10 protein-coding genes are annotated in these 12,399 nt (G+C 63.2%); all 10 read right to left on the bottom strand.

The features are described from left to right. Positions 1–62: 62 nt before the first annotated feature. Positions 63–1,001: a sugar ABC transporter substrate-binding protein gene (locus KI243_RS15365; protein WP_017127304.1), complete on the bottom strand. Its 939-nt coding sequence runs from the start codon at positions 999–1,001 to the stop codon at positions 63–65. Between the two features lie 70 nt (positions 1,002–1,071). After that, the gene (locus tag KI243_RS15360; RefSeq protein ID WP_017127305.1) at positions 1,072–1,254 is read right to left on the bottom strand and encodes a hypothetical protein; all 183 of its coding nucleotides are present in this window, start codon (positions 1,252–1,254) and stop codon (positions 1,072–1,074) included. Between the two features lie 227 nt (positions 1,255–1,481). Continuing rightward, positions 1,482–3,188: an AMP-binding protein gene (locus KI243_RS15355; RefSeq protein WP_212811103.1), complete on the bottom strand. Its 1,707-nt coding sequence runs from the start codon at positions 3,186–3,188 to the stop codon at positions 1,482–1,484. Between the two features lie 23 nt (positions 3,189–3,211). Beyond that, the gene (locus tag KI243_RS15350) at positions 3,212–4,510 is read right to left on the bottom strand and encodes an acetyl-CoA C-acetyltransferase (protein WP_212811102.1); all 1,299 of its coding nucleotides are present in this window, start codon (positions 4,508–4,510) and stop codon (positions 3,212–3,214) included. After that, on the bottom strand, positions 4,507–5,415 hold the full coding sequence (locus tag KI243_RS15345) for a MaoC/PaaZ C-terminal domain-containing protein (protein WP_212811101.1): 909 nt from the start codon (positions 5,413–5,415) through the stop codon (positions 4,507–4,509). The genes KI243_RS15350 and KI243_RS15345 overlap by 4 nt, the downstream gene beginning before the upstream one ends. A gap of 3 nt (positions 5,416–5,418) precedes the next feature. After that, positions 5,419–6,771 carry a 3-oxoacyl-ACP reductase gene (locus KI243_RS15340; protein ID WP_177107276.1) on the bottom strand — a complete coding sequence of 451 codons (1,353 nt, stop codon included), beginning with the start codon at positions 6,769–6,771 and terminating at the stop codon, positions 5,419–5,421. A 30-nt stretch (positions 6,772–6,801) separates the two neighbouring features. Then, positions 6,802–9,351: an acyl-CoA dehydrogenase gene (locus KI243_RS15335; protein WP_212811100.1), complete on the bottom strand. Its 2,550-nt coding sequence runs from the start codon at positions 9,349–9,351 to the stop codon at positions 6,802–6,804. Positions 9,352–9,626: 275 nt separating this feature from the next. Further along, the gene (locus KI243_RS15330) at positions 9,627–11,069 is read right to left on the bottom strand and encodes an outer membrane protein transport protein (protein ID WP_177107278.1); all 1,443 of its coding nucleotides are present in this window, start codon (positions 11,067–11,069) and stop codon (positions 9,627–9,629) included. A 115-nt stretch (positions 11,070–11,184) separates the two neighbouring features. After that, positions 11,185–11,709 carry an alkane oxidation protein activator PraB gene (gene praB / locus KI243_RS32885; protein ID WP_244861870.1) on the bottom strand — a complete coding sequence of 175 codons (525 nt, stop codon included), beginning with the start codon at positions 11,707–11,709 and terminating at the stop codon, positions 11,185–11,187. Between the two features lie 143 nt (positions 11,710–11,852). Next, a complete protein-coding gene (praA, locus tag KI243_RS15315; RefSeq protein ID WP_017127313.1) occupies positions 11,853–12,344 on the bottom strand; it encodes an alkane oxidation protein activator PraA in 492 nt (163 codons plus the stop codon). Positions 12,345–12,399 lie beyond the last annotated feature (55 nt).

The following is a 12,399-nucleotide window of genomic DNA, read 5'->3' as shown; positions in this document are numbered from 1 at the left end:
TCGGCTCGGGGTGGGCAAGGCGCCATCGGCACCCTGCCGGCTTGTTGTTATTGGAGCGCAGCCTATTTGAAATCCTTGACGTTCTGCGGGGTGATCAACTTGTACGGTACCCAGACCGCGGCTTCGACCGGCTCCTTCTTGATCATCTTCACCGCGGTGTCGATGGAACCATCGGCCTGGCCCTTGGCATCCTGGAATACCGAGACGGTCATATCGCCTTTCTCCACGGCCCGCAAGCCATCCGGCGTGCCATCGACCCCGGCGATCAGCACAGTGCCCTTCTTCACCCCGGCCTGGTTCAAAGCCATGGACGCGCCGATGGCCATTTCATCGTTGTTGGCGACCACCGCATCGAACTTGCGGCCCTGGGTCAGCCAGTCATTGGTCAGGGTCATGCCCTTGTCGCGCAACCAGGTGCCGGTCTGCTCCTGGTCGATCTTGATGTTCGGGTACTTGGCCAGGACCTCCTTGACGCCCTTGGTGCGGTTGGTGGTGGAATTGTTGGCCAGGTCGCCCAGCAGGATCACGATATCGCCCTTGCCGCCCAGCTTGTCGGCCAGGTACTGCATCTGCATCTGGCCGGCCTCGAGGTCGTTGGAAGCGACGGTGACCACGCCCTTGGGCAGGTTCAGGTCATCGGGACGGCGGTTGACGTAGACCAGCGGGATACCGGCCTTGACCGCGGCCTCGGTGATTTTCTTCGTGGCGGCGGTATCCACCGGGTTGACGACAATGGCGTCGACCTTCTGGCTGATGAAGCTTTCCACCTGGCTCAACTGCTTGACCACGTCGCTGCGGGCGTCTTCGAACTGCAACTTGACGCCATCGGGCATCGACTTGGCCTTCTTGTCCATGTTCTCGCGCAGGTAGGTCAGCCAGGTGTCGTCGAACTGCGACATGCTGACACCGATCTTCAGGTCGGCCATGGCCGCGCCACTGGCGAACATCAGGGGCAGTGACAGCGAAAACGCCAGCGAAGCGAAACGGATCTTGGTGTTCATGAATATTCTGTCTCCACAATTCTTGTTGGTTTTATGGGCGAAGCCTTTCAGAGCACTCTATTGCAGGGCATCAGGCCGCCGGCAGGCGCACGATCGGCGCACCGCCGATGCAGCACACGACGACGCCCTTGCGTTCAACGCACAGCAGCTTGAAGATCGAGAGAAGGAAAACGGGAATGCGGGCGCGAGGCAGGTCGCGTTGCGGGTGAAGCGATGCACGTGAAACACGGAGCGCAGGAGTGAAGGTTTTCATCGACGGCACCTGTTGTTTTTGTTGGTCCGTGCGCGCTGTATTCAAGGAGCAGAATCGTCGCGGCACGGTAAGTCGGCAACCTGGAAACGACTTTATTGGAAAATAATTTCCATATCAACAGATTTTAGAATTATTTATTCTGCAAGAACCGGGAGGGATAAACGAAAAAACAAAGGCGCCGGTCCAGGGCGCCTTGATCAAGAACGAGGGGCTGTGCGAAAACCTGCCTACTCCCGCAAGGCCCGGCGCAATACCTTGCCCACGGTGGTCTTGGGCAGTTCCTCGACGCGGAACTCGACAATCCTCGGCACCTTGTACCCGGTCAGGTACTCCCGGCAATGCGCCAGCAGCTGCATCTCCGTCAGCCCCGGATCCTTGCGCACGACAAAGATCTTCACCCGCTCCCCGGTCACCTGGTCCGGCACGCCGATCGCCGCCACTTCCGCTACGCCGGGATGCAGGGCCACCACATCCTCGATCTCGTTCGGGTAAACGTTGAAACCGGACACCAGGATCATGTCCTTCTTGCGATCCACCAGGCGGATAAATCCCTGCTCGTTCATCACCCCGATATCCCCGGTCGACAACCAGCCCGCGGCGTCCAGCACCTTCGCGGTCTCTTCCGGGCGCTTCCAGTAGCCTTTCATGACCTGCGGCCCGCGCACCTGCAACTCGCCCTCCTCGCCGATTGCCGCCAGCGAACCGTCCTCACGGGCGAACCGCACCCAGGTCGAAGGCAACGGTACGCCGATGGTCCCGCTGAAATCGCCCTCGCGCATGCGCTTGATATCGATGGGGCTGATGCTCACCACCGGTGAGCACTCCGTCAGCCCGTAGCCCTCGATGATCGGCACCCCGGTCACTTCCTTCCAGCGCCGTGCCACCGCCGTATGGGTGGCCATCCCGCCGGCGATCGCCAGCTTCAGGTCGGAAAAATCCCGTCTACGGAACTCCTCGTTTTCCAGCAGTCCGTTGAACAAGGTGTTGACCCCGACGATCCCGCTGAACTTCTCCTTGCGCAGGATCATCTGCACGCGCTTCACGTCCCGCGGGTTGGCGATCAGGATATTGCGCCCGCCCAGGCACATGAACATCAGGCAGTTCACCGTCAGCGACAGCACGTGGTACAGCGGCAACAGGGTCACGTTGGTTTCCTGCTGGTTCTCGTCCAGCTGGTCGCCCACCCAGGCCTTGGCCTGCATCAGGTTGGCGAGGATGTTGCGGTGGGTCAGCATTGCCCCCTTGGCATCGCCTGTGGTGCCGCCGGTGTATTGCAGGAAGGCGATATCATCGTGGGCCAGCGCGACATCCCTGGCCTTCAGGTTCCTCGCCTGTTTCATCATCGCCGGGAAACGGATCGAGCCCGGCAGGTGGAAGCGCGGCACCTGCTTCTGCACATGGCGCAGGACGAAATTCAGCGCCGCGCCCTTGAGTGTCCCCACCAGGTCGCCGATCGCCGCCACCACGATGTTCTTCAGCGCGCTGCCCGCCATGGCCTGTTCCAGGGTATGGGCAAAGTTCTCGAAGATGACCACGGTCTCGGCACCGCTGTCCTTGAGCAGGTGCTTGAGTTCATGGGCGGTGTACAGCGGGTTGACGTTGACCACCACCGCGCCGACCAGCAGGGTGCCGAACAGGCAGATCGGGTATTGCAGGCAGTTGGGCATCATCAGCGCCACGCGGTCGCCCTTCTGCACACCCCGCGATTGCAGCCAGCCGGCAAAGGCAAAGACCTGTCGCTCCCACTCGTCATAGCCCATTTCGGTGCCGATACTGACGTAGGCCACCCGTTGGCGGTACTTCTCCACGTGTTCGAGAAACACCTCGCGCAGCGACGGGTAGCGGTCGATCTCGGCCTCGACATCCGCCGGCACGCCGGGATGGTAGGCGCTCAACCAGACACGTTCGATGGCAGGCAGGTTCGCGACACTCATGGCAGTCTCTCCTTGTTGTTGTTTTATTTTTCGACAATGGCGGTCACGCCCAACCCGCCGGCGGCACACACGGAAATCAGCCCACGGCCCCCGCCCTTTTCGGCGATGGCCTTGGCCAGGCTGGCCAGCAGCCGTGCGCCAGTGGCGGCGAATGGATGCCCGCAACCCAGCGAGCCGCCATTGACATTGAGCCTGTTGCGCTCGATGGCCCCCAGCGGCGCGTCCAGCCCGAGGCGCTCGCGGCAATAGTCCGGGTCTTCCCAGGCCTTGAGCGTGCACAGCACCTGCGCGGCAAAGGCCTCGTGGATTTCATAGAAATCGAAGTCCTGCAGGCCCAGCCCTTCGCGGGCCAGCATCCTGGGCACGGCGTAGGCCGGCGCCATCAGCAGCCCTTCGCTGCCATCGACAAAATTCACCGCCGCCGTTTCACCGGTGCGCAGATAGGCCAGCACCGGCAGATTGTGCGCCGCCGCCCATTCCTCGCTGGCCAGCAGCACCACCGAGGCGCCATCGGTCAACGGTGTCGAGTTGCCGGCGGTCAGGGTGCCATTGCGCCGGTCATACGCCGGCCCCAGCCCCGCCAGTTTTTCCAGGCTGGCATCGGCCCGCAGGTTGTTGTCGCGCCGGAGTCCGCGATAGGGAGTGATGAGGTCGTCGAAAAAACCGCGCTGGTAGGCTGCGTGCAACAACCGGTGACTGTTGAGGGCCAGCTCATCCTGGGCCAGACGCCTGATCTGCCAGCGCTTGGCCATTTCCTCGCAGTGCTCGCCCATGGACAAGCCCGTGCGCGGTTCGCCATTGCGTGGCAGCAGTGGCTTGAAGAACATGGAAGGACGCACGCCGAGCAGGCTGCGCAGCTTGCCCGCGACACCCTTGTGGCGATTAGCCTCGAGGAGGATCCGACGCAGCGACTCGTTGATCCCGATGGGCGCGTCCGAGGTGGTGTCGGCGCCCCCGGCGATCCCCACCTCGATCTGCCCCAGGGCAATCTTGTTGGCCACCAGCAGCGCCGCTTCGAGGCCGGTGCCACAGGCCTGCTGGATGTCATAGGCAGGCGTCTGCGGCGACAAGGTGGTGGACAGCAAGGTCTCGCGGACCAGGTTGAAGTCGCGTGAATGCTTGATCACCGCACCGGCGGCGAACTCCCCCAGGCGCTGGTCATGCAGGCCGTAGCGGTCCACCAGGCCCTGCAGGGCGGCCACCAGCAGGTCCTGGTTGCTGTCATGGGCGTAGACCGTATTGGAGCGGGCGAAGGGAATGCGGTTTCCGCCGAGAATGGCCACCCGGCGTGCCGGGGCCGGATTGAAGCTGTACTCACTCATGAACAGGTTCCTTCGGTTCGAGCGCCGTGGATCAGCACGCCGCGCATATGCGGCTTGTCCCCCGCCGCCGTGCGCACTTCGAATGTGTGGCGGGCACCCGCGGCTGGCGCCTGCCACAGGGTCGCACTGCCGGGCAGGAAAATCGGCAGCTTGAACTCGCAATCGAGCTCCGCCGCCGCCAGTGCGTAGGGTGGCTGCTGTGCCGCCAGGGCCCGGCCCAGGGTCCACATGCCATGGGCAATCGGTCGTTTGAAACCGAACAGGCGCGCCCCCGGCCAGGACGTATGGATCGGGTTGTGATCCCCCGAGACCCGCGCGAACCGTCGCCCCAGGTCCGTCGGCAAGGACCAGCGCTGGGTACGCAGCAGCGCCGGTTCGAGCAGTTCCGCCGCGCCTTGCCAGGGCTCGCCGACCGGTGCGGCCACCCCACGACGCAGATACAGGCTCTCGCTTTCCCAGACCAGGCTGCCGGCACCATGGGCCTGGGTCACGATCAGCAGCGCCTGGCCCTTGGGATGCGCCACCCAACGCTCACAGTGCACCTGCAGGCGCAGGGCCTGGCCCTCTTCCAGCCGGCGGTATTGGCGGATCCGGTTGGCCAGGTGCACCATGCCGCTGGCCGGCCAGGGAAAGGCCGGGCTGGTCAGCAACAACAGGTGCAAGGGAAACGCCAGGGTATGCACGAACGACAGCGGCACCCCGTGCTCACGGCGAAAGCCACAGGCCCGGGCATAACGCTCGATGTCCGCCGCCCGCAGTTCCACCGCGGGACGCACCAGCCGCTCCGTCGGCAAGCGTGGCAGTGCCTCGGCCTTGGGTTTGCGCAAGCTGCGCAGCCCACGCCACAGAAGCCGGGTGGTGGAAGGCGGCGGCTCGATGATACGAATAGTCGAATCCGGGTTCATCGCTCAGGCCCCCAACAGACTTTGCCCGCAGACACGGACCACCTGGGCGTTGATTCCGCCGGACGCCGGATGGGCCAGCCAGGCGATGGTCTGTGCCACGTCCTCGGCCTGCCCGCCCTGGGCCAGCGAATTCATCCGCCGGCCCGCCTCGCGAATCAGCAAGGGGATCTTCGCGGTCATCTGGGTTTCGATAAACCCCGGTGCCACGCCGTTGACCGTTACCTGCTGGCGCGCCGCCAACGGTGCCAGGCTCTGCACCAGGCCGATGACCCCGGCCTTGGACGTCGCATAGTTGCTTTGTCCCAGGTTGCCGGCGATCCCGGAAATCGACGAGACGCAGACGATCCGCCCGCCGGGCTTGAGCCCCTGGCCTTCGAGCAACGCCGTGCTCAGCCGCAACGGCGCCTCAAGGTTGACCGCCATGACCTTGCGCCAGGCGGCCTCGGTCATCTTGGCCAGGGTCTTGTCCTGGGTGATGCCGGCGTTATGCACGACGATATCGAACGCACCCTGCTCGCCGACAAAGGCCAGCAAGCGCTCGACGGCCTGGGGTGCGGTGATATCCAGCGGCAGCGCACTGCCCTGGAGCGAACCGGCGACTTGCTGCAACTCGGCCTCCACCGCGGGGATATCCAGGCAGATCACCTCGGCCCCGTCGGCGGCCAGTACCTGGGCGATGGCCAGGCCGATGCCGCGGCAGGCGCCGGTGACCAGCGCCCGGCGCCCCGTCAGCGGCCGATCCCAGTCGATGGCCCTGGGCACATCCACCGGTTCGACAATCCGCACCACCTGCCCGGAGACATAAGCGGAGCGCCGTGACAGGAAGAAGCGCAGGCTGCTGTCCATTTCCGTTTCGGCACCGGGCTCCACGTACAGCAACTGGGCCGTGATCGCCCGCCGCAGTTCCTTGCCGAGGGAGCGCACAAAGCCCTCCAGCGCCCGCTGGGCCACGGCCTGGGCCAGCTCCTTGCAGTGTTCCGGCGCGGTCCCCAGCACCAGCACCCGCCCGTGGTGGCTCAGGCGCCGTACGTTGGCATGGAAGAACCGGTACAACTCGTCCAGTTGCGCGATATCGGCGAGGCCGCTGGCATCGAACACCAGGCCCTGGACCTTGACCGTGGACGGCGCATCGATACTCGCCGCCGCGGCCACCACGGTCTCGGTGGCGGCGAAGATCCGCTGCAACTCGCCGAGCAGCCGCCCCTGGGGCGCGGCAGCCAGCACCAGCGGATTGAGGCTGTTGCCCGCCTGCCCCTGACGGTAGCGCTGCAGCGGCAGTGGTTGCGGCAAGCCGACCGACTGGGCCAGGCGTCGGCCCCAGGATGAATTGACAAAGGAAAGGTAACCGTCAGACATGAAAGAATTCCGCTAGAGGCCAGAGAAGGATCAATACGCACTGTCGTCGGCGACAACGGTGTCCACGCTGACTGGCGGACGCCGCCTGGTCGCGGGCTTGCCGGCTTGGTCGAGGTGCGCGTGGCGCCGCTGCAAGGCTTCCAGCAGGCCGAAGTCCTGCGGAAAATCGTCGACCTGGATCGCGTGGTCGCCGTACTCGACATAACGCCCGAGCAACTGGTCCTCTTCCGCGCTGATCAATTGCAGCTCCAGGGCCTTGGCCCGCCAGGCCACAAAGGCTTCGCGGGAAATCGGCAGCGGCGCGATCTCGCCCTGGCGGATCGCCGGCTTGAGCCGCGCCTCGATCAGCTCCACTTGCGGCAGCAGCCGGAACGCCAGCTCGCCATAGGCCAGCTTGTCGATGTCCGGGTGCGGGATATAGGAGTCGGCCAGCAGCCGGTCGCGGGTTGCGCCGGGGACCTGGACCAGGTCGGCGACTTCCCCGAGCAGGCGGTCGGACGGCTTGCGCAACGCGATGCCAAAGGGAAAGCCCAGGCCCCGAATCACCCGCGCGGCGGCTTTCGACGGGTAGTTGTCGAGGACTTCGTCGAGAGCTTCATGGGCCCGCAGCAAGGCGTCCTGGGCCGCCCAGTGCACCAGCGGCAGATCCGCCTGGGGACGCCCGTCATCTTCGAAACGCTTGAGCACGCAGGACAGGATATACAGTTGCGAGAGGATGTCGCCGAGCCGACCGGTGATGCTTTCCTTGCGTTTCAGGGCACCGCCGAGCACGCCCATGGAAATGTCGGAAGCCAGGGCCAGCACCACCGACAGCCGGTTGATCTGCCGGTAGTAGGACGCCAGGGCCTTGTCGGTGCCGACGGGAGCCTTGAGCAGGCGTCCGCCGGTCAGGCCATGCACCGCCGCGCGCACGGTGTTGGCCACGACAAAGCCGATATGTCCGAACATCGCCCTGTCGAAGGCTTCCAGTCCGGCGCGCCCAGGCTCGCGCGCGGCTTCCATTTCGCGGAACACATAGGGATGGCAACGAATCAGTCCCTGCCCGAAGATGATCAGGCAGCGGGTCATGATATTCGCCCCTTCCACGGTGATGGCGATCGGGCTTTGCTGATAGGCCCGCGCGAGGAAATTGTTCGGACCCATGCAGATGCCCTTGCCGGCGACGATATCCATGCCGTCGTTGACCACCGCCCGAGCCCGCTCGGTGACATGGTACTTGGCGATGGCCGAGATCACCGAGGGCTTTTCCCCGGCGTCCAGGGACGCCACGGAAACCTTGCGCACCGCATCACAGGCATAGAGGTGCCCGGCCATGCGGGCCAGGGGCGCCTGGACGCCTTCGAACTTGCCGATGGGCAGGCCGAACTGCTTGCGCATCGCCGCATAGGCCGTGGTGCCGCGCACGGCGACCTTGGCCAGGCCGACGTTGGCCGATGGCAACGAGATCGCCCGTCCGGCCGCCAGGCACTCCATCAGCATGCGCCAGCCGTTGCCGACCTGGTCGCGCCCGCCGATTACCCAGTCCAGGGGGATGAACACATCCTTGCCCTGGGTCGGGCCGTTCTGGAACACCGCGTTGAGCGGCCAGTGCCGGCGTCCGGTCTGCACGCCTTCATGGCGGGTGGGAATCAAGGCACAGGTGATGCCCAGGCTGCCCTTGCGGCCCAGCAGGCCCTCGGGGTCTTCGGCGCGGAACGCCAGGCCGAGCACGGTGGCGATCGGGCCCAGGGTGATATAGCGCTTGTCCCAGGTGACGCGGAACCCCAGCACTTCCTCGCCTTCGAACAGCCCCTTGCAGACCACGCCGACATCGGGAATGGCCCCGGCGTCGGAGCCGGCATAAGGGCTGGTCAGGGCGAAACAGGGAATGTCCTCGCCCCGCGCCAGGCGCGGCAGGTAGTGCTCGCGCTGGGCCTCGGTGCCGTAGTGCAGCAAGAGTTCGGCCGGCCCCAGGGAGTTGGGCACCATCACCGAAATCGCCGCGGCCGAGCAGCGGGTCGACAGCTTCATCACCACCTGGGAATGGGCATAGTGGGAGAACCCCTTGCCGCCGTATTGCCGGGGAATGATCATGCCGAGGAAACCGGCCTCCCGGGTGTATTGCCAGGCCTGGGGCGACAGGTCCTGCCAGACCTGGGTGGTTTCCCAGTCGTTGGCCATGTCGCAGAGGGTTTCGACTTCGTTATCGAGGAACGCTTGTTCCTCCTGGCTCAGGCTGGCCGGAGCGGCCTGCAACAGCCGCTCCCAGCGCGGCTTGCCGCTGAACAGTTCGGCGTCCCACCAGACGGTACCCGACTCGATGGCCGCGCGCTCGGTGTCGGACATGGCCGGCATGATCCGACGGAACAGCACCAGGGCCCTGCGAGTGAGCAAGTATCGGCGCAAGGGTTTGATGGCCAGGAGCAACGCCGGCAACAGCACCAGGATCGCAGTCACCAGCGCCCCCAGCGGCCCGACCACGTTGAACAGATAACCGCCCGCCAGCCAGAGCAGCCCTGCACCCAGCCAGAACAGTGCAGCAGCTTGCCGGTACGCGAGTACGAGGATGACAACGAGCCCTGCCAATAACCAGACCATCATGGAATACCTCTCCTTAATGCATGCGAGACAACCAACGAGAGCGGGATTGCCCCCTCCTCGAAGACCACCTTACAAATGAAAGAAACTCGTTTCAAATTTTATTTTTAAATATTTATTTACATCTAAGGCAAAAAATTAGGCTGAACAACGTCAGCCTCAGGAAAAGGAAAGTGGGTAGAAAAACGTTGATGCCCTACGGCGGCGATGCCCGGAAGGACAACCAGAAGCCCCCGACATCACCGCGGTGCAAGGCGTGCAAGCACGCCAGCCTATCGTTAGAAGCGGTAGGTCGCCGACAGACTGACCACTTCACCTTTGCTGTCGACCTTGCCATCCAGGCTCGCACCGCCAAGGCGGTCCTGGTTGACGGTCTTGAGCTTGACCTGTTCGACGAACTGCCGGGAGTAGGCGCCGTCAATGCTCAGCCCCGGAATGGCCCTGATGTCATAGCCGAAGCCCAGCGAGGCAAACCAGCGGTCGCCATCGGGAATGCGCGGGTCACGGGTCGAGTTGCGGGTTGGCGTCTGGTCACGCGCGACCCCGGCTCGCACGGTGAAATCGTCGGTGAGCTTGTAGTCACCGCCCAGCGAGAGCATCCAGGCATTCTTGTAGTTGTAAGGAATGGCGACGATGGTGTTGCCGTCGGACTTCAGCGTCAGGTTCTTGAAGGATGACCACTCCGTCCAGTTGGCGCTGACCCCCAGGGTGAAGCGATCAGTGAACTGATGTACCCAATCGAGTGCCGCGGTGGCGGGAATATCCAACTGGGTGGAAGCGTTGGCACCATCGGGAAACAGCTTAAGCCCCGGATAGGCAAACTCGACCAGGGTCTGGCCATCGGGACCGAAGGGCTGGGTCATGAGCGCCCTCGAACCCTCATCCGCATAGATATTGTATTTCCCCTCCATCTTGTTTTTGATCTTGGCATGATAGTTCAGGCCGACGGTGTCCATTTCAGTCGGTTTCCAGACCACCCCGGTAAACCAACCGACCGAAGTATTGTCGACCTTCACCCGTATCAGGGAAGTCCCGACACCGGCTGGAAGTTGTGCTCCACCAAAGTTTGGAGAGAGCGCAGCAGCCGCCAGGAGGTCGACGTTCTGGCTGACAAAGCCACTGCTGTGCTGGACGATGATGCCACCGCCCAGGGAAAACTGGTCGTTGACTTTGAACGAGAGAGATCCGGTCAACCCAACGGTTTCGATTTTGGTATCAACCGCGAAATCGCGGCCTTTCCAGTCCTGGTCCCAGGTACTTTTCATCCCTTGGGGTACAACCTGGCTCAAGCCGAAACTGATGCGGTCGTTGACCGGCATTACCAGAAAACCGGTCGGTAACCAGGCAGTGAACCCTGCCTCACCACCATTACCGGTTCTTTCAGTAGAGGTGGGTGCCCCGGTATTCGGGTCGAAAATCGTGTCGGAGGTAGGCTGGCCTGCATAGTCCTTGGCCGTGCCTTTGTATTTGATATTGATGCGAGCGTAATCCACGGTCTGCTGCACAACCGTCTGATCGATAAACGCCATCGCTGCCGGGTTGTTGAAGGCTGCCGACGGATCATTCTTGAACAGCGAGCCACCACCAAAGGCCCGCCCCCAGCCAGGGGCACCGTAAGTCGGGGTCTGGAAACCACCCGCCTGCACCGATCCGGTCGACATCAATCCACCCAGCAACGCCAACCCGATAGCAACTTGCAATTGTTGTTTCTTATTATTCATGCCCCACTCCTTATTATTATCTACCACGCGCCACCGCGGCGTTTGTTCTAAACGGGCGCCTTTTGCAAGGCGCCCGTCTTTCAGCGGGTGATCAGCCCTTAACGGAGAGCGCGCCTCAAGGCGTAATGGAAATCGCTGGTGCGCTGACCGACAGCGTGGTCACGGTGCAACTGCCGCTCAGAGCCTGGGCCGAAGGGGTGCTCAACACACCACCGGAGGTGGCAGGTGCTGCCGCAGGTGCCCAGGCCACGTTGATGGTGCTCGGACCGCAGTTGGTCGAAGGAATCGACGTGATGGTGTAGCCCACATTGCTGATGGTGCCGGTAGTGGTGGTGGAAGCGGTGATTACCCAGCCTGGGGATGGGAGATTCTTGAAGTTGGGCAGTGCGCACAGACCACCGCCAGCCGTGGTGCTGAAGGAGGTGATCGTGGCGACGCCACCCGAAACGGTACCGCTGGCGGTCACTGGGCAGGTCACTGGCGCCTGGAACGACGAAGGCGATTTCACCGTGATCGAGCCGGTGGCGCTGAACGAACCATCCGAATTGCTGCTGACGATAGTTGCCGCGTTTGCCATGGATGCCGCGCCCAAGCAGACAGCGATGGCGGTTGCAGACACGAGAGTTTTGATGCCTTTCATTGTTGTTTTTCCTCACATGTATGGCGATTCATTTCGCCGGGGTTAATGGCCTTTTGAGACGACACGGAGTACCTCAACTGCGACCGAGCTTCCCTTTCCAGCCAAACTTTCATGATTCCTTGTCCTGCTTGAACAGCCGCGACTCAGGGCACGACCCGGAAGGTCGGCGGCATCTGGATCGAAACCGTCTTGATGGTGCAGCCACCGTCCAGCGCGACATTGGCCGCCTGGAGTTTTCCGGTGCTGTTGCTCCAGGTGCCTTCGGCCGTGGTCGGCCCGCAATCGCCGCCCACCAGGGGCGCGTGCACCGTGACCTGGATGCCCGACATCGCCCCGCTGGTTTCATCCTTGGCGATCAGCTTCCAGGGCAGATGAGTGGCCTCGACCTGACCGCACTTCAGGCCGCCGTCGAATCCCACCTTCTCGACACTGACATAGCTGCCGTCGGCGCTGATCCGGCCACTGACCTCGATGGTGCAATCGGCATTGATGATGCTCTTGGCAAAACTGATGGGGCCCTTGGCGGTGAACTCGCTATTGGCCGGTTCGATACGCGCCGCGGCAAACGCCGGCGCCACCTGGGACAACCCCAGGAGCGCGGCAACTATCCGAACGGTTAACAGAACTTTCTGCATGGTTGACGTCCTTCTCGTTACTTATTGTTTTTATGGGTCAACTTTCCATTTCAAC

It is taken from the genome of Pseudomonas sp. Ost2 (assembly GCF_018326065.1).
GTDB lineage: Bacteria > Pseudomonadota > Gammaproteobacteria > Pseudomonadales > Pseudomonadaceae > Aquipseudomonas > Aquipseudomonas gingeri.
Note: the sequence above shows the minus strand (reverse complement) of the source record. Positions and strands in the feature narration are given on the sequence as shown.

Coding starts and splice junctions, on each gene's coding strand:
- KI243_RS15350 (WP_212811102.1), bottom strand. CDS start 4,510: ATGAGTGAGTACAGCTTCAATCCGGCCCCGGCACGCCGGGTGGCCATT.
- praB (WP_244861870.1), bottom strand. CDS start 11,709: ATGAAAGGCATCAAAACTCTCGTGTCTGCAACCGCCATCGCTGTCTGC.
- KI243_RS15330 (WP_177107278.1), bottom strand. CDS start 11,069: ATGAATAATAAGAAACAACAATTGCAAGTTGCTATCGGGTTGGCGTTG.
- KI243_RS15340 (WP_177107276.1), bottom strand. CDS start 6,771: ATGTCTGACGGTTACCTTTCCTTTGTCAATTCATCCTGGGGCCGACGC.
- KI243_RS15365 (WP_017127304.1), bottom strand. CDS start 1,001: ATGAACACCAAGATCCGTTTCGCTTCGCTGGCGTTTTCGCTGTCACTG.
- KI243_RS15355 (WP_212811103.1), bottom strand. CDS start 3,188: ATGAGTGTCGCGAACCTGCCTGCCATCGAACGTGTCTGGTTGAGCGCC.
- praA (WP_017127313.1), bottom strand. CDS start 12,344: ATGCAGAAAGTTCTGTTAACCGTTCGGATAGTTGCCGCGCTCCTGGGG.
- KI243_RS15335 (WP_212811100.1), bottom strand. CDS start 9,351: ATGATGGTCTGGTTATTGGCAGGGCTCGTTGTCATCCTCGTACTCGCG.
- KI243_RS15345 (WP_212811101.1), bottom strand. CDS start 5,415: ATGAACCCGGATTCGACTATTCGTATCATCGAGCCGCCGCCTTCCACC.
- KI243_RS15360 (WP_017127305.1), bottom strand. CDS start 1,254: ATGAAAACCTTCACTCCTGCGCTCCGTGTTTCACGTGCATCGCTTCAC.